Source organism: Streptomyces paludis (assembly GCF_003344965.1).
In the GTDB taxonomy this organism is placed as follows: domain Bacteria; phylum Actinomycetota; class Actinomycetes; order Streptomycetales; family Streptomycetaceae; genus Streptomyces; species Streptomyces paludis.
On the sequence record NZ_CP031194.1, the window covers coordinates 32,106 to 55,370 of the forward strand.

Sequence of the window (23,265 nt, forward strand, 5' to 3'; positions counted from 1 at the left end):
AGCGCCCGGCCCGGTGCGGAGCGCCCGGCCCGCACCCCCGCCCCCGGGCGCGTTCACTCGAATGGCGGATAGCCGCGTGGGGGCGGCAACCGCCGGGAGCGCCGGTGCGGCGGGCGTCGTGGCGCGGTCGCGGCGGTACGGGCGGGCTTCCCCCGGTTGCCGCCGCCACCGTCCGGATGCGCGATGGAATCGTGCGCGCCTGACCGTGAGGGGCCTGATCCCACAGACGCGCTTCCCCCACGCGAGGAGTGATCGCTGATGTCAGCCGAAGGCGTGTTCGACAACCCCAGCAGTCTGAACGGCAGGAGCATGTACGACCAGGACGGCGACAAGATCGGCACCGTCGGTCAGGTCTACGTCGGCGACCGCAGTGGCCGTCCGGAGTGGGTCACCGTGAAGACGGGCCTGTTCGGCATGAAGGAGAGCCTCGTGCCGCTCACCGGCGCCCGCCGCGCCGGCGAGGACATCCACGTCCCGTACGCCAAGGAGACCGTCAAGGAGGCACCGCGCCTGGACGCGGACGAGCATCTCGACCCGGGCCAGGAGAAGCAGCTCTACCGGCACTACGGGCTGACGGCCGCCGGCGGCATCGGTACGGCCGCCGCGGGCACCGCCGGGACCCGTACGGGCATGGCCGCCGACACCGGCATGTCCACCGGACGCGCCGCCGCGGCGACGCCCACGGGCCGGCCGATGGCCGGGGTCCGCGGCTCCATGCAGGAGGGTAAGGACCTGCACACGGACGAACTCATCAGGTCCGAGGAGCAGCTGCACGTCACGGCGGAGGAGCGCGAGGTCGGCCACGCCCGGCTGCGCAAGGTCGTCGTGACCGAGAACGTGACCACGACGGTCCCGCTCAGCCACGAGGAGGTGCGCGTCGTCCACGAGGCGATCACGCCCGAGGAGCGGGGCCGGCTCCGGGGCTCGCGGATCGGTGAGGCGCAGACCGAGGTGACGCTCCACGCCGATCAGCCGATCATCAGCAAGGAGTCCATCCCCGTCGAGCGCGTCCGCATGGAGACCGAGCGGGTGACCGAGCAGCGCGAGGTCTCCGCCGAGGTCCGCAAGGAGCAGATCGAGTACGACACCGACCAGGAGGACAAGGGCAACCGCGGCAGGCGCGGCGGCCGGTAACCTCCCCGGACCGGGCCACACGCCCCCGCCCCCGCACACCGCGTTGTGTGCGGGGGCGGGGGCGTGTTCCGGCGGGCGGCGACGGGTCGGTCAGTAGCTCGCGCTGGGGCTCGGTGTGACACCGGCGCTCATGCCGGGGCCGGCCGTGTGGCTCGGGGTGTGGGTGGGGCTGGGCGGCGGGGTGGTGACCGCCTTGCCCTGGGCGTCGACGACGTACCACTTGCCGCCGAACTCGTTCTTGGCCTGGCCGTGGGCCTCGCCCGGGTGGTGGTCGCCCTGGTACGTGTAGAGGGGGTGGCCGTCGTAGGTGACCTGCTTGACCCCGTTGGCGCGGGTGATCGTACCGAGCAGCTTGGCCCGGACACCGCCGGTGCCGGCCTCCGGCTTGTTCTTGACGAGCAGCGGGCGCCAGGTCTTCTCGCAGGATCCCGTGCAGTTGGACTTGTCCCGCTTGTCCGCCTCGAAGAGGTAGAGCGTGTGGTCCCGGTGGTTGACCAGGACGTCCCCGTACGCCCCGACGGCCTTCGCCGACACCTTCCCGTGGTCGGCGGCGGGCGACGACATGGCCGTCGACGGGAGCATCGACGCGGACGCGGACGCCGCCGCGTAGTCGGCGGGCACCTCGGCCCGCGTCCCGCTCCCGCTCTCCGAGCAGCCGGCGACACCGGCGGCGCACAGTGCCGCCGCGGCCAGCGCGGCGGCGGTCCTGGTGGTGATCCTCATTGATGACTCCTCAGATCAGAGCCGCCCCACGGGCAGCACGGCGCCCGCGCGATCGCGGCCACAGCACTCACTAGAGGACAGCCGCCACCGGTGGGCCACCGGGCAGGGCCGTCCGATGGAAGCGGCCGGGCCCGGGGGCTCCGTACGGGTGAGGTACCGTGGTGACCAGCGAAGGGGAGTAGCCCCGCGAACCGGTCGTCGACACACTGGAGCCCCCGGGCTCCCGGTGGCCGGGCCCGTCCCACCGGACGGGCGGGCGAGACCTTCGGTCAGGCATTTGACGTGCCCGCGTCCCGCGGGCGCGCCGTCGTGCCGGGCCGAGCGGTCCTCCTTGCTCCTGACGGTGCTTCGCGAAGATCCGGGTCCGGCCCTGAAGAGAGAGCCACCCGTAATGAGTCTCGATCCCCTGGCGATCCTCACCGCCTTCGGGCTGATCTTCCTGGCGGAGCTGCCGGACAAGACGATGTTCGCGTCCCTCGCCATGGGGACGCGGATGCGCCCGCTGTACGTCTGGTTCGGCACCTCGACCGCGTTCCTCGTCCATGTGGCCATCGCCATCGGCGCGGGCAGCCTCATCGGGCTGCTGCCCGGCTGGTCCGTCAAGCTCGTCTCCGCGCTGCTCTTCGCCTTCGGGGCGTTCATGCTGCTGCGCGGCGGCGGGGGCGGCGAGGAGGACGGGGAGGACGCCGCCGGGAGCCGGACCGTGACCGGGTTCTGGCCGGTCTACTCGACCGCGTTCATGGCCGTGTTCATCAGCGAGTGGGGCGATCTCACCCAGATCACCACCGCCAATCTCGCCGCGAGCAACGGCACCTGGTCCACCGCCATCGGCTCGGCGGCGGCGCTGATGTCCGTCTCGGCGCTGGCACTGCTCGCGGGCCGGTTCATCGCGACCCGTGTCCCGCTCAAGACCGTCCAGCGTATCGGCGGGCTGTGCATGCTCGGGCTGGCCGTCTGGTCGGCCGTGGAGATCTTCGTGGGCTGAGCCGGGCGTGCGGCAGCGCGTGGCCCCCGTACCGGTGCGCCGGTACGGGGGCCACGCGCGGATCGCCCGCTCTCCGGCGGCGGCCGGATCAGCTCTTCGGGGTCAGGTGCTTCTTGAGTACGGCGAGGACGTCACGGGCGGCCGTCGGCCCGGTGTTGAGGTAGAAGACATCGTCGTCGACCGGGATCGCGGTCCCGCCCGCGACGGCGGAGAGCGTGGGCCACAGGGGCGCGTCGGTGAGCGCCGTGACCTTGGTGTCGGCGCCTTGGACCCCGTAGAAGATCCAGTCGGCGTCGGCCCGGTCCAGCTGCTCGTTGCTGATGTCCTCGGAGGTGTCGTCGAACCGCTGGCTCTCGGGCCGGCCGAGCCCGGCGTCCTCGGCGATGCTGCCGGTGAACGACGGCACACCGAAGACGCGCAGCCGGTCGGCGTTGAGCCGCAGGAAGGAGACGGTGACGGGCTTGCCGGCCTTCGCGCCCCACTGGGCGGCGTCGGTGTGGAAGTCGTCGAGGATCCGCTGGGCCCGCTCGGTCTTCCCGAGGGCGTCGGCGACGAGCAGGAAGTCCTGCTTCCAGTAGAGCCCGGTGCCCTGGGTGGCGACGGTGGGCGCGACGGCGCTGAGCGCGGTGTAGAGCTTCTTGGCGTCCTTGCCCGCGATGTTCATCAGGATGAGGTCGGGCTTGATGTTGGCGACGGCCTCGATGTCCGGCGCGACCCGGGAGCCCACGTCCGCGACCTTCTCCAGCGCGGCCGCGTCCTTCGGGTAGTCGTCCTTCAGATACCGGGGCACGAGGTCGGCGCCGTCGCCGCGGGTCGAGCCGGCCGGGACCGTGCCGAGGGTGAGCAGCGCGTCGGCCTGGCCGGTGGAGATCACCACGACCTTCGCCGGCTCGGCCTTGATGACCGTCTTGCCCTCGAAGTGGCCGACCGTACGCGGGAATTCGCCGTCCGGTCTGCCGCTGCCCATGCCCTTGGGCACGGTACGGGGCGCGGTGTGGGTCACCGGCGAGGCGGCGCCGTCGGAGGAGGTCGCCGAGGCCGTCGAGTCGGCCGCGGTGCCGGTCGCGCCGGTCGAACAGCCGGTGAGCAGCAGGGCGCCGACGACGGCGAGGCCGCCGGCGAGCCGGGGGAAGGGGAGGTCACTGAAGCGGTACACGATCACTTAGCTTAGGCTCTCCTAAGTGTTGAGGAGCAGCTATGCCGGTCATGGGATGGATCACACAACCGGAGGAGAGAGTTCCAGAAAGCGGATCGCCGGGGGCGGGGTCCGCGGCGCCGCGCTGCTCGGCGCCTTCGCCCTGGTGTGCCTGCTGGTTCTGGTGAGTCTGGGGGTCGGCGCGCGGAGCGTTCCGCTGGACACGGTGTGGCGGGTGCTGTGGCACGACGACGGGAGCGCGGAGGCCATCATCGTGTGGCGGCTGCGGATGCCCCGGACCCTCCTCGCGGTCGCGATCGGCGCCGCGCTGGCCCTGGCCGGTGTGGTGATGCAGGCCATCACCCGCAATCCGCTGGCCGAGCCGGGGATCGTCGGGGTCAACGCCGGAGCCTCCTTCGCGGTGGTCCTCGCGATCGCCGCGTTCCATGTCACCAGCGTGTCGGGTTACGTCTGGTTCGCCTTCGCGGGGGCCGTGCTGGCCGCGCTGCTCGTCCACTCGCTGACCGCCGGCGCCACCCGGGGCAGTCACCGCACCCGGCTCGTGCTGGCGGGGGCGGCGCTGTCGGCGAGTCTGGGGGCGGGCACCGGCATCGTCACCATGTTCGACACCACCGCCTTCGACTCGTACCGCTTCTGGGTGGTGGGGTCGCTGGAGAACCGCGGCTCCGAGGCCCTCACGGCGACCCTGCCCTTCCTTGTCGTCGGCGCGGTGCTCGCGCTGGCGCTCGGTCCGGCGCTCAACGCGCTGGCGCTGGGGGACGAGACGGGCGCGGCGCTCGGGCTGCGGGTGCCGTGGGTGCGCGCGGCCGGGTTTCTCGCCATCATGCTGCTGTGCGGGGCCTCGACGGCCGCCGCCGGGCCGATCGCCTTCGTGGGGCTGGTCGTTCCGCATGTCCTGCGGCTGCTCCTCGGGCCCGATCTGCGGCGGCTGCTGGTCTTCTCGGTGCCCGGCGGGGCGCTGCTGGTGCTGCTCAGCGATATCGCGGGCCGGGTGATCGCCCGGCCGGGCGAGATGGAGGTCGGCATCGTCACGGCGTTCGTCGGGGCGCCCGTACTGCTCTGGCTGGTCGCCGGACGACGGGAGGCCACGGCATGAGCGCGGCGCATCGCGGGGCGCGGGTGGCACGGCTGCCCGGCGGGGTCACCCTGCGCTACTCGGGCCGGAGCGCCGCGGTGACGGGGCTGCTGCTGCTGGGCTGCGCGGCGGTGTGGACGCTCACCCTGTTCACCGGTACGTACCGGATCGACGCGGCGCACATCGCCGAGGTGCTGTTCGGCGGGGGCGGCTCCGCGACCGACCGGTTCATCGTCCTCGGCCAGCGGCTGCCGCGGGTCTGCGGCGCGCTGCTCGTGGGCGCGGCCCTCGGGCTGTCCGGGGCGCTGTTCCAGAGCCTGTCGCGCAATCCGCTGGGCAGCCCCGACGTCATCGGCTTCACCACCGGCTCCACCAGCGGCGCGCTCGTCGTCATCCTGGCGGGCGGCTCCGCGGCCGGGGTGGGTGTCGGTACGGGAGCGGTGGTCGGCGGGCTGATCACGGCGGTGGTGGTGTACGGGGTCACGGCGTCGCGCGGGGTCACCGGCAACCGGCTGGTCCTCGCGGGCATCGCGGTCGGCGCCATGCTCTCCTCCGTCAACGACTATCTGCTCACCCGGGCCGATCTGGAGTCCGCCGAGAGCGCCAAGGCATGGACCTTCGGCAGCCTCAACGCCGTTTCCTGGACGCAGATCGCCCCGCTGGCGCTGGCGCTGCCGCCGCTCGTCGCCGCGACGCTGGCGGTGGGCCGGCCGCTGCGGCTGATGGAGATGGGCGACGACACGGCGGGTGCGCTGGGCGTGCGCGTGGGGCGCGTACGGGCGACGGCGCTGCTGCTCGGTGTCGCGCTGGCCGGGACGGCCATCGCCGTCGCGGGCCCCATCGGCTTCCTCGCCCTGGCGGCCCCCCAGCTCGCCCGCAGACTCACCCGCTCCCCCGGCGCCCCGGTCGGCTCGGCGATGCTCACGGGGGCGCTGCTGCTCGCGACGGCCGATCTGCTGGCGCAGCGCCTCCTCGCCCCGTTCCAGATCCCGGTCGGGCTGGTGACGGGCGCGCTGGGCGGGCTGTATCTGCTGTGGCTGCTGTCGCGGGAGCGGCGGACGACGGGGTAGGGCCTGTATGGGGTTGTGATCTGGATCAGGGAGCGGGGCGTGGTGCGTGCGATCGCAAGGCGCCGGGAGGCCCTCGGATGGGGTGTCCCCTGCTCGAACGGAGTTGAGAGCTCGGGGAGGGAGCTACTAGGGCATTTCGGCAACGCGGCGAGCGTGCGTGCCACGCCCCGCGAGCCCAGAGCGCAACCCCATACAGGCCCTAGGGCCTGTCTGACAAATAGCGCCGTCCGCCCGTAGGGCGGGGCTCGCGGCGTCTGGTGCGTGCGATCGCAAGGCGGAGGGTCGCCCCAGTACTGGACGTACTGGGGTGATCCCGACAACGCCGCGAGCGTGCGTGCCAGGCGTCGCGAGCCAGGCGGGATTTGTCAGCCAGGCCCTAGGGCCTGGCTGATCAATGACGGGGCGTCACCCGGGTGCGGCGGTGCGCGACGCGCGGGCGGGCGAGCTGTCGGGCTCCTCCGCCGATCCGCGCGCAACGGTGTCTAGGATGCCCCCATGACGCGTCCGCCGCACCACCGGAGCCGGCCCCTCGGGGCCCGGGTCCTGCTGGTGCTGGCGGTGCTCGCCGGGCTGCTCGCGATGCACGGACTGGCACCGGCGCCCGCCTCGGCGGCGCACCGGCCGGCCCCGATGGCGGCCGGCCACGGTATGACCGCCGGCGGCACGACCGCCGACGACGCGCCCCGGTGCGAGCGGCCCGGGCATCACGACGACGGCGGCGGTCACACGGACCACGCCGACACCGCCTGCGCGGCGGCCGGCACCGCCGGCGGGCCCGCGCCGTACACCGCGCCCGCTCCGGCCCGTACGGACGGGACCGCCGGACCGGCGGCCGCGTCGCTCCGGTTCCCCGGCGCCGCGTCGGGCGACCGGGCGCCCCCGTCCCTCAGCCAGCTCCAGCTTCTGCGCATATAGGCGCACCCCCGCGACCGGCCCCGGCAGCACCTCACCGGGCCGGCCTCCTTCGGCATGCCCGTCTCCGTAACTTTCTCTCACGCAACAGGAGTTGCTCCGCCATGACCTCGTACCGTTTCCCGGTCCGCCGCGCCGCCCTCGCCGCCGCGACGGCCGCCGCCGCGCTCGTTCTCACCGCCTGTGGCGGCGGGGACGGCGCGTCCGCCGACCGGGGCGCCGCCGCGGCGTCCGCGTCGCCGGACACCGTCATCCACAACGCCGCGGACGTGTCCTTCGCGCAGGGCATGATCCCGCACCACCGGCAGGCGGTGAAGATGGCCGCCGTCGCCGTCTCCCGGGCCTCCTCGGCGGAGGTGAAGTCGCTCGCGTCCGAGATCAAGAGGGCCCAGTCCCCCGAGATCAGGACGCTGTCCGGCTGGCTGACGGCCTGGGGCAAGCCCGCCCCGGCGAAGGACGCCGCCGGTCACGACGCGGCGGGCCACGCCAACGGCTCGATGCCCGAGGCGATGCCCGAGGCCGTGGGCGGTGACGAAATGGCCACGCTGGAGGGTTCGTCCGGCAAGGAGTTCGACACCGCGTTCCTCAAGCTGATGGTCGAGCACCACGAGGGCGCGCTCGCGATGGCCAGGACCGAGCGAGCCGACGGCGCCAACCAGGCCGCCAAGGAGCTGGCCGACGCCATCATCACCTCCCAGGCCGCCGAGATCACCCGGATGAAGGCGCTGCTCAACAAGTAGCGCCGACGGCGTCTACCCGGCCGCGGGCCCGAAGAGCACGGGATCCGCGCTCGCGGGCTCGTCGGTCGTGGGCTTGCCGGTCGCGGGCTCCGCGATCGACGGCGCGGGCTCGGCGGTCGGCAGCACCGGCTTGACGGTCGGCTCGGCGGGCTCGGCGCCGGGCCGGCCGGTCGCGGGCGCCGGGAGCAGCGGCGGGACCGCACTCGGCCACACGCCTTCCGGGACTCCGATTCCCTCGGCGCACGGACCCGGACCCGGCTTCAGCCGGGCCCGGGTCTCTCCCATGACCAGGGTGACCGTGAGTGCGGCCGGGTCCGCGTCCGGGTTCGTGACCGTGCGGGCGTCGGCGACGGTGCAGACGAGCTGGGCCATGGCCAGGCCCTCAAGGGGCTTCGCGAACGACAGCTCGACGGAGATCCGGTCGCCGTTCACCGTGACGCGCGGCGGCTCCGCGCCCGCCGGCAGCGACGGCAGCCGGGTGCTCAGGCCCGCCTGCCGCTCGTCCGGCGTCAGATCGCGCAGGACCATCGCGACCGCCCCGGCCTCGTCCACGGGGGCGGCCCGCGCGCGCCGGAACACCGGGACCAGCCGTCCGTCCAGTACGAGATAGACGAACGCCTCGGCCCGTACGCCCGTGGCCGGTTCACCGGCCTGTACGACCCCGGTCTCGGGGATCCGGCAGCCGGCGGTCAGGGCCAGCCCGGCGATCAGCAGGGCCGCCGCCCGCGCGGCACGGCCGGGGCCCGTCCGGTTCACCCGGTCCGTCCGGTCCGTTCGGTCTGTCACGCGAGGTCCTCCTCGACGGGGGCGCCGGGGGCGCTGTCCACCGGTCCGAGCGGGATGTCCATGGTGAACACCGCGCCGCCCCCGGGGCGGTTCGCCGCCGTGAGGGTGCCGCCGTGCAGCCGGACGTTCTCCATGGCGATGGCCAGTCCGAGGCCGCTGCCCTCGGTGCGGGTGCGCGCGGAGTCGGACTTGTAGAAGCGCTCGAAGACATGGGGCAGCACCTCCTCGGGGATGCCGGGGCCCCGGTCGGACACCTCGACCACGGCCCGGGCGGGCGGGCCCCCGGTCCGCTCCGGCGCCGCGTACAGCCGTACCCGTACGGGCGGCGCGCCGTGCCGCAGCGCGTTGGCGACGAGGTTGGCGACGACGACGTCGAGGCGGCGCGGATCGGCGAGGACGCGGGGCCCGCCGGGGGGCGGCAGCTCGGTCTCGACGGTGTCGGTCCAGCCCCGGGAGGCGAGCGTGCGGCGGAGCGACTCGGCGAGATCGATCTCGTCCGGCCGGAGTTCGGCGGCGCCGGCGTCAAAGCGGGAGACCTCCATGAGGTCGTCGACCAGCCGGGCGAGCTTCCCGGTCTCCTGGCTGATCAGCCGGACGGCGGTCGCGGTGTCGGGGTCGAGGCCGCGCGCGTCCTCGTCGAGGACGTCGGTGACCGCGGCCATGGCGGCGAGGGGGGTACGGAGTTCGTGGGAGACATCGGCGGCGAAGGCGCGGGCGCGGGCCTCCATACGGCGCAGTTCGGCGACGGACCGGTCCAGCGCGGACGCGGTCTCGTTGAACGTCTGGGAGAGATCGGCGAGTTCGTCGGAGCCGTGGACCGTGAGCCGGGTGTCGAACCGGCCCTCGGCCATACTGCCGGCGGCGCGGCGCAGTTCCCGTACGGGCCGGAGCACCCCGCGCGCGGCCAGCAGCGCGAGGACGACGGCGAGGCCGAGGGCGGGCAGGACGGCGCGCTGGACGGCCGACACCAGCGCGTCGACGTACGCCTGTTCGTTGCGCTGCGAGACGGACAGGAAGACGACGAGTCCGGAGGCCCGGCGCGGTTCGCCCTCGGCCACCGGGGCGTAGGTGACGGGCACGCCCATCACCAGCACGGAGCGGTCGCCCTTGGTGACCCGCTGGAAGACGGTGACGGGCCGGTCGGTCGCGGCCTCCCGGAGGCTCGGGGTGAGTTCGGCGAAGTCGTCGCCCTCGACCGAGGTCGCGCGCAGGTCCCCGTACACGGCGAGTACGCGCCAGCCCTGGGAGCGGCCCGCGCGTGCCGCGTCGGCGGCGAACCCGTCCAGCGTCGTCTGGTTCAGCGGGAGGGTGAACGCGGGCGCGAGGGTGTTGACATGGTCGCGGAACTGCTTGAGGACCGAGTCCTGGCTCTGCTGGAGCACTCCGTTGCGGGCCTCGCGGAAGGTCAGCGCGCCGGTGGTCAGGGTGCCCGCCACCGCGACCAGGGTGAAGGCGACGATCAGCCGCACCCGCAGTCCGCCGAGGCCGCGGATCAGCCGGGGGACTCTCACGCCGACCTGAACCGGTAGCCGAAGCCGCGCACGGTCAGGATGTAGAGCGGCCGGCCCGAGGGCTCCGACATCTTCAGGCGCAGCCGTTTCACACACGCGTCCACCAGCCGGATGTCCCCGTGGTAGCTGTGCTCCCAGACCGCTTCGAGGAGCTGCTGACGGCTGAAGACCTGGCCGGGCGAGGCGGACAGCGTCAGCAGCAGACGCATCTCGGAGAGGGCGAGCGAGACGGGCTCGCCGCGCAGGGTGATGTCCAGCCCGGCCCGGTCGATGGTGAGTTCACCGTGGGTCTCGATCCTCGGGCCATCGGTGCCGGTGCCGGTCCCGGGGGCGCCGATACGGCGGAGCACGGCGCGGATCCGGGCTTCGAGGACCCTGGCCTGTACGGGCTTGACCACGTAGTCGTCCGCGCCCGCCTCCAGTCCGACGATGACATCCACATCGTCGCCGCGGGCGGTGGCCATGATGATCGGCACCTGGGAGCCGGTCCTGATCCGCCGGCAGACGTCGAGACCGCTCATGCCCGGCAGCATCAGATCGAGGACCACCACATCCGGCCGGAAGGACCACAGCCGGCTCAGCCCTTCCTCGCCCGTCGCGACGGCGGCGACCTCGTGGCCCTGACGGCGCAGGGCCAGCCGCACACCCTCGCGTACGGCGGGATCGTCTTCGATGAGCAGGACACGTGGCATGCGGACAGTATCCGCAGCTCCCAGGGGCCGGGATCACCCGGACAGCCCCCTCGGAAGGAACTGTTACGCGACGATCATATTGATTCGGCGGACCCGACCACCGGACCATTCCGTGACCTTTTCGTTATCTTCTGGTCCAGGTTTGATCACACGGCGGCGTCAGCCTCGTCCCCCATGAAACATCGCAGCCACCGCTCCAGCGCCCCGTCGCACCGGGGTCCCGCCCGGGGCCCCTCCCGGGGTCTTCTGCTGCTCGCGGGCTCGTTCGGGGCGATCGCGCTCACGGCCGCCGGCTATGCGGCGGTGGCGGACGGGCCGTGGGGCGGGGCCGCGTCGGACGCGGCCGCCGCGCGGCTGGAGGGCGGGGGCTCCGCGGAGGTGCGGGCAACGGAGTCGGCGTCGGCCGGTTCCGGGACCGGCGGCGCCTCACCCCTGGCCGACCCGGGTGATGTGAAGAGCGCGAGCCCGTCGGCTTCCCGCAGCTCCGCGGAGCCTTCCGGCTCCGACGAGTCCGGTCGATCGGATGACGCGGACGGGTCCACCGACGCCTCCGGCTCGTCCGGCACCGTGGACGAGAAGGACATCCCGCGGTCGGGACCGGGCACGTTCACCACGGCGGCGGGCACCGGCACCCGGTCCGGGAAGGGCGCGAAGGTGCTGCGTTACGCGGTCTCCGTCGAGGACGGCCTCACCCTCTCCGCCGCCGCGACGGCGCGGGAGGTGGAGAAGATCCTCGCGGATCCCCGGGGCTGGACGGCCGACGGCACCTCGGCGTTCCAGCGCGTACCGGCCGGCGCGCCGAGGGACTTCGTCGTCAAGGTGGCGACGCCGGGCACCGTGGACACCATCTGCGGGCAGTACGGACTGGACACCGGCGGCGAGGTCAACTGCAACGTCGGCGACCAGGTGATGGTGAACCTCAAGCGGTGGCTGCTGGCCACCGAGTTCTACGCCCAGGACATCCCCCAGTACCGCGCGCTGATCATCAACCACGAGGTCGGGCACTACCTCGGGCACGGCCATCAGACCTGCCCCGGCGCGGGGATGCCGGCGCCGGCCATGATGCAGCAGATCAAGGGGCTGCGCGGCTGTGTCATCAACGCCTGGCCCTACGACCGGAACGGCAAGGCCATCACCGGGCCGGCGGTGCCGTGAGCGCGGGCGGCGCGCGTCAGGGCCGGACGGGAATGACGGGGCCGACCGGACCGGCAGGATCCACGGGGATGACCAGTTCGGGGCGGTCCCACGGCACGGCGGGCGGTCTCGCCTTCTCGGTGCCGGTCCGCCGGGCGCCGACGCTCCGGTAGAAACCCTCGGCGGGCGGATGCGAGACCACCCGGACCTCCTCGATCCCGGCCTCGCGGGCCCGGTCGCGCAGATGGCCGATGAGCAGGCGCCCGATGCCGAGCCCCTGCGCGTCGTCGGCGACGAACATGAGGTCCAGCTCCGGCGGATCGAGGACGAGCGCGTAGAAACCGAGAACCCGGCCGGGGACGGTGGCATCGGGACCGGCCGGGTCGGGGGCGGTGGCGACGAAGACCTCATGGGTCTCGATGTAGTCGGGCCCCACCCGGTATCCGGCGACCATCGAGGCGTACGGCCCCTCGTAGGCGTGGGAGGTACGGACGAGCCGGGTGAGGCGCTTGGCGTCCCGTGCGGTGGCGCGTCTGACCGACACGGCGGCGCCGACCGTGCCCGTACCCTTCGGAGTACGTCCTGCCGTAAGTCCTGCTTTCACTCTGCGAGTATTACCCGACCTCGGGGGTGCTCCGCAACCCACGAGGCTCACGGGACGGCTGATGCTCCCGTGACCGCGGGGAGGCCGGCAGATCGCGGGCGCGCCGCAGCGGCGAGAAGAGCAGGATCAGCGCCGCGAGCGGTACGCCCGCTGTCATGATCCACATCGCCGGCCGGAGACCGAGCAGATCACCGAGGGAGCCGGCGAGCAGGGCGCCGAGCGGGATCGTGCCGTAGTTCAGGAAGGCGGCGCTCGTGGTGAGGCGGCCGAGCAGTTCGGGCGGGCAGTACCGCTGCTGGAACGTCGCCTTGAGGACGTTCTCGGCGACGACGCCCGCCGAGACACAGCCGCCGCCGACAACGAAGAACAGCAGCCCGGCGCCCGCGGACGTGAGCGGGATGAGCAGCGCGCAGGAGGGCAGGCCCAGCGCGAAGTACAGCAGCGCCCGGGCCGTCCCGGTCCTGGCCGCGATCCGGCGGGCGAGGAAGGCGCCGAGCACTCCCCCGGCGCCCGCCACCGCGATCAGCGCGCCGACGGGCCCGGGCGCCAGCCCGGCGCTCCGTACGAGAAAGACGACGAGGATCGACTGATAGCCCATCAGAGCCAGGTTGGAGGCGGCGCCGTAGAGCGTGAGCGAGCGCAGCCAGGGGTCCCCGGCGATCAGCCGCAGCCCCTCGCCGACCTCGGCCGCCAGCGCGCCGGGGCGGCGGCGCGCGGGAGCGGGGCGGGGTTCGCGGTGGCGGATGCCGGTCAGACAGAGCAGGGACACGAGAAAGGTGGCGGCGTTGACGAACATGCCGTTCACCGCGCCCGCCACCTGGGCGGTCAGCCCGCCCGAGCCGAGTCCGGCGATCTGGGCGGCGGACGCGCTGCCGTGCAGTTTCGCGTTGCCCTCGGGCTGGTCCTCGGGGGTCAGCAGAGTGGCGAGATAGGCGGTGTAGGCGGTCTGGAAGAAGACCGCCGCCGCGCCCGTCAGCAGGGCGACCGTCAGCAGCGGACCGATGCTCAGCAGGCCCGCGCGGTCGGCGAGCGGGACGGCGGCGAAGAGGACGAGGGAGACCGCGGCGGCGGCCAGCATGACCGGCCGGCGGCGGACGCGGTCCACCCAGGCGCCGGCCGGGAGTCCGACGACCAGCCAGGGCAGCCACGCGGCGGCGGTGAGCAGGCCGGCCTCGAAGGGCCCGGCGTCCAGGCGGGAGACGGCGATCAGCGGCATCGTCACGCTGGTGACCGACGCCCCGAAGCGGCCGGCCGTCTCGCCGCACCAGAGCAGCCGGAAGTCCCGGTGCCGGCGCAGCAGTCCGCCGCGTGCGCGCGGTGCCGTACCGCCGTCCCCGTCCCGGCTCACGAGGCGGCGCGCCCGTGGCGCGGGAACGACTGGAGCTGGACGACCACGGGGAGGGCGTCGGGGTCGGGCCGGGCGTCGGGGGCCGGGGTGTGGCGGGCGATCACGGCCGCCAGTTCGTCGTTGAGCGCGGCGAGTTGGGCGGGGGTCAGCCGCAGTTCGCTCCAGTCGCCGATGGTGCCGGCGGCGCGCCACTTTTCGTCCCAGTCGTCGTTGAGGTAAGTCATGACGCGGTTGAAGTACTGGCCCACCAGTTCGTGGGTGAAGACGGAGAGGGCGCCCCGGGCCTCCGGGTCGTCCCGGAAGTCGTTGGTGTTCAGCACGTTCTTGGCCGTGGCCGCCCGCCACCAGCGCTCGCGCTTGGTGCCGCGGCCCGGCTCCTCCTCGATGAAGCCGTGTTCGGCGAGGTGGCGCAGATGCCAGCTGACCGTTCCGGTGTTCTGGCCGAGGCGCTCGGCGAGCAGCGTGGCGGTGGCGGGGCCGTCGAGCCGCAGCAGTTCGAAGATGCTCATCCGCAGCGGATGGGCCAGCCCGCGCAGACTGTGCGCGTCGAGACGGCGGGCGGGCGAGGCGGGGTGCGCGGCGGTCGCCGGGGTGTCTTCCGGCGGGGCTTCCGGGGTGTCGGGCATGCGCCCACCCTAAGGTGCAGAGGTTTCTCTGCATAGGACTCTGTGCAGAGAAACCTCTGCATTCGGCCGGCCCTCCAACCCTCGCACCGGGAGAACCCCATGGCAGTTCCACGCCCCGCCCCGTCCCGCCGTTCGCTGCTCCGTTCCGGGGCGTATCTCGGCGTCACCGTGCTCGGTCCGGGCGCCTCGGCGCCCGCTCCCGCGCGGGCCGAGGGCCGCGACCGTACGGCCGCCGGCTATCCCCCCACCCACTGGATCCCGGCCGCCGCCTCCAACTACACGGTGGCCGACCGGCCCACGGACCACCGGATCGACCGCGTCGTCATCCATGTCACGCAGGAGACCTTCCCGGACGCGATGAGGATCTTCCAGAACCCCGCCAAGAAGGTCTCCGCGCACTACATGGTCGCCTCGGCCGACGGCTACATCGGCCAGTTCGTGCGGGAGAAGGACATCGCCTGGCACGCGGGCAACTGGGACTGGAACACCCGTGCCATCGGCATCGAGCACGAGGGCTGGGTGGACCGGCCGGAGTACTTCACCGACGTGCTCTACGCGTCGTCCGCGGCGCTCACCGCGGCCGTCTGCGACCGGTACGGGATCCCCAGGACCCGGAGCCGCATCGTCGGCCACTCCGAGGTCCCGGGGGCGAACCACTCCGATCCCGGTCCGCTCTGGGACTGGGACCGCTACCTCCGGCTGGTCACGGCTCAGCCCTCCGTACGGAGGTGATCCACCGTCAGGGGCGAGAAGCCGATCCGGGTCAGCGACCCGTCGTCCGCCCACCGCACCTCGACCGTGTCCCCGGCCACGCGCACTTCGCGTACCGCACCGGAAAGCGGAGCCTCGTCGGTGTCCTCCGTCACGCCGGTGAGTGAGGCCAGGGCCACGAGCACCGTGGTGCCGTCCGCCGCCGCCGTGAGCCGGGGCACCACGGCCCAGCGGGTGAAGGCCGTTCCCTGCGGGGCCCGTTGGCCGTCCGGCAGCGCCGACTCCCAGCCGTACAGACCGTGCAGGGCGGACCGTACGGTGTCGTCGGGGCCGGTCGCCCAGCCCGTCTGGCGGACCCGTGACCCGGCGGGCGCGTCCACCACGCGGTGCGCGCGCAGTTCGTGGCTCCCCCGGACCACCGTGACGCTCTCCACCCGCAGCCCCGGCGCCATCGGCGGTCCCGGGCGGAAGACCGGCCGGTGCCAGGAGGCGGCCCAGCCCCAGCCGTCGCCGCCGCCGGCGCCCAGCGGCCGGATCCGGCGGCGCTCGCTGAGCCGGCCGCCGATCTCCACGGCGAGGTGGTTGTCCGCGACGTTCGCCGCCGCGGTGGGGCCGGTGGCGGTGGAGTACGCCTGCCGGCTGTAGTGCGGGTCGTCCCGTACCTCCGCCTCCCCCTCGTGCGGGCGCAGATGGTCGCTGCCGTGGTTGTGCAGCCGTACGATCCCGTCGGCGCGGGTGGAGTGAACCAGCAGCCCCGGCACGGCGAGCGCGAGCACCCGGTCGGGGCCCTCGCTGGGCGCGGGCTCCTCAGGGGCCTGCCACAGCGGGGCGTCCCCGGGGGCGAGCAGCGCGACGAACGCCTTGGAGGCCCAGTAGGGCGAGGCGGGCCCGGAGTAGTGCTGGAGCGTCGCGTCGTGCGGTCCGTGCCAGCCGAGGGTGAGCAGCCCGTCGGGGCCGGTGGCGCCGCGGTCCAGGAAGTAGCGCAGCGTCCCGCTCACCAGCCGCCGTGACACTCCCGGCGCGAGCGGGGTGTGTCCGGTGACGGCGCCGAGCCCGACCGCCGCGCCCGCCGCGAAGCGGTAGGACAGCGAGCGGCCGAAGTGGATCGGCGCGCCGTCGGCGCCGAACAGCAGGGAGAAGCCCTCCAGATGCTCACGCAGCCGGGCGCCGTAGTGGGCCAGCCGCTCGGTGTCGCCCGACAGATGGGCGTCGAGCACCGGATAGAGGTGCAGGGCCCAGCCGTTGTAGTGGTCGAAGGCGCGGCTGTCGCCGTCGGCGTACCAGCCCTCGCCGCGGTACCAGCCCTCCAGCAGGCCGAGCGCCCGCTCGCGGGCGCGGGCCGTCTCGGCGTCGCCGCGGCCCACCGACTCCAGGAAGCCGGCCACCGTGTAGGGGAAGAGATACCAGTTGTTGGGGGCCGGGGTGTGCCGCAGCGCGCCGCGCAGCCACTCCTCGGCGCGGTCCTGGACGCCGGGGTCCAGTCGGTCCCAGAGCCAGGGCGCGGTCAGCCGCAGTCCGAGGGCGACGGACGCGGACTCGACCATGGGCTGGCCCTGGACGTCGTGGCCGAGGATCAGCGGCCAGGACTCGGTGTCGTCCCGGCCGGGGGTACGGGTGCCGGCCGCGAGGCCGTCCGCGTACCGGCCGAGCCAGCCGTACGGGTCCTCGCCGCCGGCGCCCGCGACCCGGAAGGCGGCGGCCAGGAACGTACGGGCGTATCCCTCCAGGCCGTCCGAGCGCACCCCCGAGCCGGAGGGCCGGCCCGGCAGATCGAGCAGGGCGCCGCCCGGGGTGGCCCACCGCCAGGCGGCGCGCAGCAGTCCGTCGGCGGTGGCTTCCCAGTGGGCCCGGGTGTAGCCGGTGTACGGGCTGAGGACGCGGTCCTCGGCGGGGAGTTCGAGGGACGGGGGCGTCGTCATACGGGAAAGCCAGCCTTTCGTTCCTTCCCGCGGCTCGGTGCGGGACAGAAGAGATCCTGATCGGCTGATCGGTACGGGTCAATAGATCGCTCAGGAGAAAATCCAAGCGGTCAAACGCTCATACTTTCGAGGCGGGTTCCGGTGGCCCTCTCCGGCCCGCGCCCCACCCCGTTCCTACAGCGCCCGGGTGGAGCCCCGGACCTTCAGTCCGGGCAGCAGCTCGATCCGGCGCACCGGGCCCGCGGGGATGCCGGACGCGGCGTCGGCCAGCCGGTGCAGGAGCAGTTCGGCCGCGGCCCGGCCGATCTCGGCCTTCGGCGGGGCCACGGCGGTCAGCGGGGTGCCGCCGAGCGCGGCCACCACATCGTCGTACGCGACCACGGAGCAGTCCGCCGGGACCCGTACGCCGTCCTCGGCGAGCCGCTGCACCAGCATCAGGGCGTCCACGTCGCCGTGCAGGACGGCGCAGGTGGCGCCGCGCTCGCGGAGCAGCGCGGCGAGGTCGGGCGGGGTACGGCCGGCCGCGGCGGCGGGGCCCGGCGCGGCGGCCGGGGAGCTGAGGACCACCGACCAGTCCTCCACCTCGGGCCGGCCGGCGGCGATGTCGGCGAAGGCGGCGCGGATGGAGCGGGCGGTGGGGCTGTCGTCGCGGGCGGCCAGCACGATCCGGCGGTGGCCGAGGGCGATCAGATGGGCGACGGCGAGATGGGTGCCGTACCAGTGGTCGGAGCAGACCGAGTCGAGGGCGTGCAGGGCGCTGCCCGGCCGGGGCCGGCGCTCCATGAGCACGGTGGGCACACCGGCGTCGGCCAGCCAGCCGTAGTCCGCCTCCTCCGCGGGCGCGCTGCGCCAGCGCGGGGCGATCAGCAGGCCCCGGGCGCCGGCCGCCAGCGCCGCGTCCACCAGGTGCCGTTCGGCGCCGTCGGCCTGCGGCGCGATATGCAGGGCGACGCGCATTCCGGCCTCCTCCAGCACCGTACGGGCGCCGTGCAGCGTCTCGTACAGGTAGGAGTGGCGCTCGGGCACCACGAGCGCGACCGCGCCGGCCGTGGCCGGGGAGCCGGCGCGCGGGGCAGGTACGGACGGCTCGTGCTCGGCGGCCACCGGGCGGGCCACGCCGTGCCCGCGCCGCAGTCTGCCCTCCTGGGCCAGCTCCTCCACGTCCCGGCGGACGGTGACCACCGAGACCTCCAGTTCGGCGGCGAGGGTGCTCACCTTGACGGCTCCGCGCGCCTCCACCACGGCGAGGATCCGCTGCCGCCTGAGTTCGACCGGCTCTCGCATACTGTTCGGCCCCCTGCCGTATCGCTCTGTCGTACCGCGCCGTCGTACCGTGTGCTTGTTCGTTTGAATGCTTCGAATGAGCGCTTTGAGCCGCAGCATAGCGATCACCGGAAACGGATTCCCGCGTACCCGTTTCCCGTCGGGGCCGTTGACCTCTCCGTAACACGCCCTTACGGTTTCGGCGTTCGGGATCACAGATGTCGTTCGACATGCCGGACGTGCTGTGTCCCTCCACCCCGACCGAAGGCCCGAAAGGGAGGCTGCATGAGCCGCAGTGACATCCCCAGCCGCCGCGTTGTTCTGAAGGGAGCCCTGGCCACCGGTGCCCTGACGGCGGTGCCCGGTGTCGCCCACGCCGCGGTACCCGCCTCTTCGCCCGCCCCTGCCCCGTCCGCCGCTCTGGTGTACCGCAATCCGCTGATCGAGCAGCGCGCCGATCCCCACATCCAGCGCCACACCGACGGTCAGTACTACTTCACGGCGACCGCGCCCGAATACGACCGCATCGTCCTGCGCCGCTCCCGCACCATCCAGGGGCTGGCCACCGCCGAGGAGTCGGTCATCTGGCGCCGGCACACCAGCGGTGACATGGGCGCGCACATCTGGGCGCCGGAGCTGCACCACATCGACGGGAAGTGGTACGTCTACTTCGCGGCGGGCCGCACCGACGACGTGTGGAGGATACGGATCTGGGTGCTGGAGAACGACAGCCCCGACCCGTTCACCGGAACCTGGCGGGAGAAGGGCCGGATCACCACCGCCTGGGACACCTTCTCACTCGACGCCACCACCTTCACCCACCGCGGCACCCGCTATCTCGCCTGGGCGCAGCACGAACCGGGAATGGACAACAACACCGGTGTCTTCCTCTCCGCGATGGCGAACCCATGGACCCTGACGGGACCTCAGGTCCGGCTCACCACACCGGAGTTCGACTGGGAGTGTGTGGGCTTCCGGGTCAACGAGGGGCCCGCCGTCATCCAGCGCAACGGGCGGGTCTTCCTCTCGTACTCGGCGAGCGCCACCGATCACCACTACTGCATGGGCCTGCTCACCGCGGACGCCCGGGCCGATCTGCTCGCTCCCGGGGCCTGGTCGAAGTCCCCCGTTCCGGTGTTCGCGAGCAGTGCGGCGACGGGTCAGTACGGGCCCGGGCACAACACGTTCACGGTCGCGGAGGACGGGCGGACCGATGTGCTCGTCTACCACGCCCGGCAGTACAAGGAGATCACCGGTGACCCGCTGCACGACCCGAACCGGCACACCCGCGTCCAGCGGCTGGGCTGGCGGCGGGACGGCACCCCCGACTTCGGGGTGCCGGTGGCGGACGGACCGGCCGGCGGCGTCACCGCGGCGACGCGGTAAAGGAGGGTGTCCGAGATGAGAAACCGACTGCGCGCACTGCTGCTCGCACTCTGTGTGGGGGCCACGGCCCTCTTCCTGCCGGCCGGCACGGCTCAGGCCGCCGGTCCGGTGACCGTCCTCAGCGGTACCCAGTTCACCGACACCTCCGGGGCGCTGGTGCACGCCCATGGCGGCGGGGTCATCAAGGTCGGTGCCTGGTACTACTGGTTCGGCGAGAACCGCAACGCGAACAACACCTTCCGGTATGTCTCCGCGTACCGCTCCTCCGACCTCAAGAACTGGGAGTTCCGCAACCATGTGCTGACCCAGGCGACCGACCCGGAGCTGGCCAGCGCCAATATCGAGCGGCCGAAGGTGATCTACAACGCGGCGACCGGGCAGTTCGTGATGTGGATGCACAAGGAGACCGCCACGGACTACAGCCAGGCGCGCGCCGCCGTGGCCACCTCGGCCACGGTCGACGGGAACTACACCTGGCGGGGCAGTTTCCGGCCGCTCGATACCCATATGTCGCGGGACATCACCCTGTTCACCGACACGGACGGCGCGGGCTACATGGTGTCGGCCGCCCGGGAGAACTACGACCTCCAGATCTACCGGCTGACCGCCGACTACACCGGCATCGCCTCGCTGGTCGCCAACCCCTGGCCCGGCGGCCACCGTGAGGCGCCCGCGCTGTTCAAGCGCGGCGGTGTGTACTTCATGCTCACCTCGGGGGCCACCGGGTGGAGCGCCAACCAGCAGCAGTACGCGACGGCCACCTCGCTCGCCGGTCCGTGGACCGCGATGCGGAACGTGGGCGACTCGACGACGTACAACTCCCAGACCGCGTACGTCCTCACGGTGCAGGGCACCGCGGCCACCTCGTATCTGTATCTGGGCGACCGGTGGGGGAACTCCTTCGGCCGGACGGTCAACGACTCGCGCTATGTCTGGCTGCCGCTGGCCTTCCCGACCAGCACCACCATGACCATGGACTGGTATCCGGAGATCACCATCGACACCGGGACGGGTACGGTGAGCGGCTCGGGCGGCCCGTACGAGACACTGACCGCGCGGCACAGCGGCAAGTGCGCGGACATCCCGAACCAGTCGATCATCGAGAATGTCGCGCTCCTCCAGTACACCTGCAACAGCGGTGGCAACCAGCGGTTCTGGTTCCGGAACACCGGTGACGGCTATGTGCAGTTGATGGGCCGGCAGAGTTCGCTCTGTCTGACCGAGGTGGGCTCCGACATCCAGCAGCGGGTGTGCGGCACCGGAGCCGACCAGCAGTGGCAGGTGACCACCAACAGCGCGGGTTATGTCGCGGTGGCGTCCCGGGCGAGCGGCAAGTGCCTCGATGTCAGCGGCGCGTCCGCGGACAACTCGGCGCGGATCATCACGTACACCTGCAACGGCGCGACCAACCAGCAGTGGCGGCGGGCCTCCTGACCCGCTGAGCGCCTCTGGGGGGGGCGGGGAACCGGGATCCGGGGCCGCCCGCGCGGCAACCATTCGCGCGTGGGCGGCGACCCGGAGGCAGAGGGATCGCGTCACTTTCCCCGCCCTCTCCCCCCACCCCCCGGAGGCATCCGTGCGGTTCAGATTCGCCTCGTCCCCGACCGTCCGGCGCTGGGCGCCGCTGGCCGTACTCGCACCGGCCTGCGCGCTCCTCACCGGCCTGGTCGCCCCTCTGCCGGACGCGGGCGCGGCGGCCGCGCCGCTGGCCGCGGCGGCGCAGCTGGAGCGGCTCGACCGCGGGCTGGTCAGTGTGCACACAGGCAATGACAATCTGGTCAGCTGGCGCTGGCTGGGCACCGACGCGGACAGCGTCACCTTCAACCTCTACCGCGGCTCCGTCAAGGTCAACACGCAGCCGATCACCACGACCAACTATCTGCACAAGGACGCGCCGAACTCGGCCGACTACACCGTGCGCGCCGTCGTGAACGGTACGGAGCAGGCCGCCTCGCCGAGCGCGATCCAGTTCCGCTCCGGCTATCTCGATGTGCCGATCCAGGTCCCGCCGGCCGGCGCGGACTACACGTACGAGGCGAACGACGCCTCCGTCGGCGATCTCGACGGCGACGGCGATCTCGACATCGTCCTGAAGTGGCAGCCCACCAACGCCAAGGACAACGCGCAGTCCGGGGTCACGGGCAACACCATCATCGACGGCTACACCCTCCAGGGCCAGCGGCTGTGGCGGATCGATCTGGGCCGCAACATCCGCTCCGGCGCGCACTACACGCAGTTCCAGGTGTACGACTACGACGGGGACGGCAAGGCCGAGATCGCCATGAAGACGGCGGACGGCACGGTCGACGGCACGGGCCGGGTCATCGGCAACGCCTCGGCGGACTACCGGAATTCGTCCGGGTACGTACTGAACGGGCCGGAGTTCCTGACGGTGTTCAGCGGGCAGACGGGGGCGGCGCTCAGCACGGTCGACTACGTGGTGCCGCGCGGCACGGTCTCCTCGTGGGGCGACTCGTACGGCAACCGGGTGGACCGGTTCCTCGCCGGGACGGCCTATCTGGACGGCGCCCGGCCCTCGCTGATCAGCGCACGGGGCTATTACACCCGTACGGTGATCGCGGCCTGGGACTTCCGGGGCGGGCAGCTGACCCGGCGCTGGACGTTCGACACCAACAGCTCGACCAACACCGGCAGGGGCTACGACGGTCAGGGCAACCACGCGCTGGCCATCGGTGATGTGGACGGTGACGGCAAGGACGAGATCGTCTACGGCGCGATGGCGGTGGACGACAACGGCGCCGGGCTGTGGACGACGAGGAACGGCCACGGCGACGCGGCGCATCTCGGTGATCTCGATCCGTCGCGGCCGGGTCTGGAGTACTTCAAGGTGGACGAGGACTCCAGCAAGCCGTCGTCGTTCTTCGCGGACGCCCGAACGGGTCAGGTGCTGTGGTCGACCCCGGCGAACGGGGACAACGGGCGCGGGGTGGCGGGTGATATCTGGGCCGGCAGCCCGGGGGCCGAGATGTGGTCGGCGCGCGACGACTCGCTCCGCTCCACCACCGGCGCGGCGATCGGCCGCAAGCCGTCCTCGACCAACTTCCTGGCCTGGTGGGACGGGGATCCGGTGCGTGAGCTGCTCGACGCGACGCGGATCGACAAGTACGGTCCGTCGGGCGACACCCGGCTGCTGACCGCGTCGGGGGTGCACTCCAACAACGGCACCAAGGCGACGCCCTCGCTCTCGGGCGACATCCTCGGCGACTGGCGCGAGGAGGTCATCTGGCCCACGACCGACAACACGGCGCTGCGGATCTACTCCACGCCGTACGAGACCGACCGGAAGATCACCACACTGCTGCACGACCGGCAGTACCGGACGGCGATCGCGTGGCAGAACACCGCCTACAACCAGCCACCGCACCCGAGTTTCTTCATCGGGGCCAACATGCCCACTCCGCCGCGGCCGGCGCTCACCACTCCCTGACCGGTCCGGTACGTACCGCGCCCGTCCTCCCGGCCGCCGTGG

The 23,265-nt window shown here is 72.8% G+C and carries 21 protein-coding genes; 11 read left to right on the top strand and 10 right to left on the bottom strand.

All coding sequences use genetic code 11. The annotated features are described in order from the left end of the window. The first annotated feature begins 258 nt into the window (after nucleotides 1-258). A complete protein-coding gene (locus tag DVK44_RS00135) occupies nucleotides 259-1,134 on the top strand; it encodes a DUF2382 domain-containing protein (RefSeq protein WP_114657501.1) in 876 nt (291 codons plus the stop codon). A 90-nt stretch (nucleotides 1,135-1,224) separates the two neighbouring features. Here the strand turns inward: DVK44_RS00135 and DVK44_RS00140 are convergent, their stop codons facing one another. After that, entirely contained in the window at nucleotides 1,225-1,857 is a 633-nt protein-coding gene (locus DVK44_RS00140; RefSeq protein ID WP_228446920.1) for a COG4315 family predicted lipoprotein, read from the bottom strand. A gap of 391 nt (nucleotides 1,858-2,248) precedes the next feature. On the opposite strand from DVK44_RS00140, the gene DVK44_RS00145 reads away from it, so the two are divergent. Beyond that, nucleotides 2,249-2,842 carry a TMEM165/GDT1 family protein gene (locus tag DVK44_RS00145; protein ID WP_114657503.1) on the top strand — a complete coding sequence of 198 codons (594 nt, stop codon included), beginning with the start codon at nucleotides 2,249-2,251 and terminating at the stop codon, nucleotides 2,840-2,842. An 88-nt stretch (nucleotides 2,843-2,930) separates the two neighbouring features. Here the strand turns inward: DVK44_RS00145 and DVK44_RS00150 are convergent, their stop codons facing one another. Beyond that, on the bottom strand, nucleotides 2,931-3,998 hold the full coding sequence (locus DVK44_RS00150) for an ABC transporter substrate-binding protein (protein WP_228446921.1): 1,068 nt from the start codon (nucleotides 3,996-3,998) through the stop codon (nucleotides 2,931-2,933). A gap of 55 nt (nucleotides 3,999-4,053) precedes the next feature. Between DVK44_RS00150 and DVK44_RS00155 the strand changes: the two genes are divergently transcribed. The 4 genes from DVK44_RS00155 to DVK44_RS00170 all read left to right on the top strand — a co-directional run bounded on the left by DVK44_RS00155 (nucleotide 4,054) and on the right by DVK44_RS00170 (nucleotide 7,795). Next, nucleotides 4,054-5,094 (top strand): FecCD family ABC transporter permease, encoded by a 1,041-nt coding sequence (locus tag DVK44_RS00155; RefSeq protein WP_114657505.1) that lies wholly within the window; start codon nucleotides 4,054-4,056, stop codon nucleotides 5,092-5,094. Continuing rightward, on the top strand, nucleotides 5,091-6,143 hold the full coding sequence (locus DVK44_RS00160) for a FecCD family ABC transporter permease (protein WP_114657507.1): 1,053 nt from the start codon (nucleotides 5,091-5,093) through the stop codon (nucleotides 6,141-6,143). Before DVK44_RS00155 ends, DVK44_RS00160 begins: the two co-directional genes overlap by 4 nt. A 495-nt stretch (nucleotides 6,144-6,638) precedes the next feature. Then, the gene (locus DVK44_RS00165; protein ID WP_114657509.1) at nucleotides 6,639-7,058 is read left to right on the top strand and encodes a DUF6153 family protein; all 420 of its coding nucleotides are present in this window, start codon (nucleotides 6,639-6,641) and stop codon (nucleotides 7,056-7,058) included. Between the two features lie 101 nt (nucleotides 7,059-7,159). Continuing rightward, nucleotides 7,160-7,795, top strand: a complete 636-nt coding sequence (locus DVK44_RS00170; RefSeq protein WP_114657511.1) for a DUF305 domain-containing protein — start codon at nucleotides 7,160-7,162, stop codon at nucleotides 7,793-7,795. A gap of 12 nt (nucleotides 7,796-7,807) precedes the next feature. Here the strand turns inward: DVK44_RS00170 and DVK44_RS00175 are convergent, their stop codons facing one another. From DVK44_RS00175 to DVK44_RS00185, 3 genes are read right to left on the bottom strand one after another with little or no spacing between them, the layout of a single operon-like run. Beyond that, nucleotides 7,808-8,581 (bottom strand): hypothetical protein, encoded by a 774-nt coding sequence (locus DVK44_RS00175; protein ID WP_114657513.1) that lies wholly within the window; start codon nucleotides 8,579-8,581, stop codon nucleotides 7,808-7,810. Then, complete coding sequence (locus DVK44_RS00180; protein WP_114657515.1) at nucleotides 8,578-10,092, bottom strand: sensor histidine kinase; 1,515 nt, start codon at nucleotides 10,090-10,092, stop codon at nucleotides 8,578-8,580. Before DVK44_RS00180 ends, DVK44_RS00175 begins: the two co-directional genes overlap by 4 nt. Further along, complete coding sequence (locus DVK44_RS00185; protein WP_114657517.1) at nucleotides 10,089-10,784, bottom strand: response regulator transcription factor; 696 nt, start codon at nucleotides 10,782-10,784, stop codon at nucleotides 10,089-10,091. Before DVK44_RS00185 ends, DVK44_RS00180 begins: the two co-directional genes overlap by 4 nt. 174 nt (nucleotides 10,785-10,958) lie before the next feature. On the opposite strand from DVK44_RS00185, the gene DVK44_RS00190 reads away from it, so the two are divergent. Beyond that, nucleotides 10,959-11,939 (top strand): DUF3152 domain-containing protein, encoded by a 981-nt coding sequence (locus DVK44_RS00190; protein WP_114657519.1) that lies wholly within the window; start codon nucleotides 10,959-10,961, stop codon nucleotides 11,937-11,939. Nucleotides 11,940-11,955: 16 nt separating this feature from the next. Here the strand turns inward: DVK44_RS00190 and DVK44_RS00195 are convergent, their stop codons facing one another. From DVK44_RS00195 to DVK44_RS00205, 3 genes are read right to left on the bottom strand one after another with little or no spacing between them, the layout of a single operon-like run. After that, nucleotides 11,956-12,522 (bottom strand): GNAT family N-acetyltransferase, encoded by a 567-nt coding sequence (locus tag DVK44_RS00195; protein WP_114657521.1) that lies wholly within the window; start codon nucleotides 12,520-12,522, stop codon nucleotides 11,956-11,958. Between the two features lie 10 nt (nucleotides 12,523-12,532). Next, a complete protein-coding gene (locus DVK44_RS00200; protein ID WP_114657523.1) occupies nucleotides 12,533-13,870 on the bottom strand; it encodes an MFS transporter in 1,338 nt (445 codons plus the stop codon). After that, nucleotides 13,867-14,496 (bottom strand): ArsR/SmtB family transcription factor, encoded by a 630-nt coding sequence (locus tag DVK44_RS00205; protein ID WP_114657525.1) that lies wholly within the window; start codon nucleotides 14,494-14,496, stop codon nucleotides 13,867-13,869. The genes DVK44_RS00200 and DVK44_RS00205 overlap by 4 nt, the downstream gene beginning before the upstream one ends. A 99-nt stretch (nucleotides 14,497-14,595) precedes the next feature. Here DVK44_RS00205 and DVK44_RS00210 point away from each other — a divergent pair, with 99 nt between their 5' ends. Continuing rightward, nucleotides 14,596-15,228 (top strand): N-acetylmuramoyl-L-alanine amidase, encoded by a 633-nt coding sequence (locus DVK44_RS00210; protein ID WP_114657527.1) that lies wholly within the window; start codon nucleotides 14,596-14,598, stop codon nucleotides 15,226-15,228. On the opposite strand, the gene DVK44_RS00215 is transcribed toward DVK44_RS00210, so the two are convergent. Further along, on the bottom strand, nucleotides 15,207-17,126 hold the full coding sequence (locus tag DVK44_RS00215) for a DUF2264 domain-containing protein (RefSeq protein WP_114657529.1): 1,920 nt from the start codon (nucleotides 17,124-17,126) through the stop codon (nucleotides 15,207-15,209). The genes DVK44_RS00210 and DVK44_RS00215 overlap by 22 nt on opposite strands. 174 nt (nucleotides 17,127-17,300) lie before the next feature. After that, nucleotides 17,301-18,410: a substrate-binding domain-containing protein gene (locus DVK44_RS00220; RefSeq protein WP_114657531.1), complete on the bottom strand. Its 1,110-nt coding sequence runs from the start codon at nucleotides 18,408-18,410 to the stop codon at nucleotides 17,301-17,303. A gap of 264 nt (nucleotides 18,411-18,674) precedes the next feature. On the opposite strand from DVK44_RS00220, the gene DVK44_RS00225 reads away from it, so the two are divergent. From DVK44_RS00225 to DVK44_RS00235, 3 genes are all read left to right on the top strand, one after another. Then, the gene (locus tag DVK44_RS00225) at nucleotides 18,675-19,775 is read left to right on the top strand and encodes a glycoside hydrolase family 43 protein (RefSeq protein ID WP_114657533.1); all 1,101 of its coding nucleotides are present in this window, start codon (nucleotides 18,675-18,677) and stop codon (nucleotides 19,773-19,775) included. Nucleotides 19,776-19,790: 15 nt separating this feature from the next. Further along, nucleotides 19,791-21,209 (top strand): RICIN domain-containing protein, encoded by a 1,419-nt coding sequence (locus tag DVK44_RS00230; RefSeq protein WP_114657535.1) that lies wholly within the window; start codon nucleotides 19,791-19,793, stop codon nucleotides 21,207-21,209. Between the two features lie 142 nt (nucleotides 21,210-21,351). Continuing rightward, the gene (locus DVK44_RS00235) at nucleotides 21,352-23,223 is read left to right on the top strand and encodes a rhamnogalacturonan lyase (RefSeq protein ID WP_114657537.1); all 1,872 of its coding nucleotides are present in this window, start codon (nucleotides 21,352-21,354) and stop codon (nucleotides 23,221-23,223) included. Nucleotides 23,224-23,265 lie beyond the last annotated feature (42 nt).

What these genes read in the sequence shown, in the direction of transcription:
- DVK44_RS00135 (WP_114657501.1), top strand. Translation starts at nt 259, where the DNA reads ATGTCAGCCGAAGGCGTGTTCGACAACCCCAGCAGTCTGAACGGCAGG.
- DVK44_RS00140 (WP_228446920.1), bottom strand. Translation starts at nt 1,857, where the DNA reads ATGAGGATCACCACCAGGACCGCCGCCGCGCTGGCCGCGGCGGCACTG.
- DVK44_RS00145 (WP_114657503.1), top strand. Translation starts at nt 2,249, where the DNA reads ATGAGTCTCGATCCCCTGGCGATCCTCACCGCCTTCGGGCTGATCTTC.
- DVK44_RS00155 (WP_114657505.1), top strand. Translation starts at nt 4,054, where the DNA reads ATGGATCACACAACCGGAGGAGAGAGTTCCAGAAAGCGGATCGCCGGG.
- DVK44_RS00160 (WP_114657507.1), top strand. Translation starts at nt 5,091, where the DNA reads ATGAGCGCGGCGCATCGCGGGGCGCGGGTGGCACGGCTGCCCGGCGGG.
- DVK44_RS00165 (WP_114657509.1), top strand. Translation starts at nt 6,639, where the DNA reads ATGACGCGTCCGCCGCACCACCGGAGCCGGCCCCTCGGGGCCCGGGTC.
- DVK44_RS00170 (WP_114657511.1), top strand. Translation starts at nt 7,160, where the DNA reads ATGACCTCGTACCGTTTCCCGGTCCGCCGCGCCGCCCTCGCCGCCGCG.
- DVK44_RS00185 (WP_114657517.1), bottom strand. Translation starts at nt 10,784, where the DNA reads ATGCCACGTGTCCTGCTCATCGAAGACGATCCCGCCGTACGCGAGGGT.
- DVK44_RS00190 (WP_114657519.1), top strand. Translation starts at nt 10,959, where the DNA reads ATGAAACATCGCAGCCACCGCTCCAGCGCCCCGTCGCACCGGGGTCCC.
- DVK44_RS00205 (WP_114657525.1), bottom strand. Translation starts at nt 14,496, where the DNA reads ATGCCCGACACCCCGGAAGCCCCGCCGGAAGACACCCCGGCGACCGCC.
- DVK44_RS00210 (WP_114657527.1), top strand. Translation starts at nt 14,596, where the DNA reads ATGGCAGTTCCACGCCCCGCCCCGTCCCGCCGTTCGCTGCTCCGTTCC.
- DVK44_RS00215 (WP_114657529.1), bottom strand. Translation starts at nt 17,126, where the DNA reads ATGACGACGCCCCCGTCCCTCGAACTCCCCGCCGAGGACCGCGTCCTC.
- DVK44_RS00220 (WP_114657531.1), bottom strand. Translation starts at nt 18,410, where the DNA reads ATGCGAGAGCCGGTCGAACTCAGGCGGCAGCGGATCCTCGCCGTGGTG.
- DVK44_RS00225 (WP_114657533.1), top strand. Translation starts at nt 18,675, where the DNA reads ATGAGCCGCAGTGACATCCCCAGCCGCCGCGTTGTTCTGAAGGGAGCC.
- DVK44_RS00230 (WP_114657535.1), top strand. Translation starts at nt 19,791, where the DNA reads ATGAGAAACCGACTGCGCGCACTGCTGCTCGCACTCTGTGTGGGGGCC.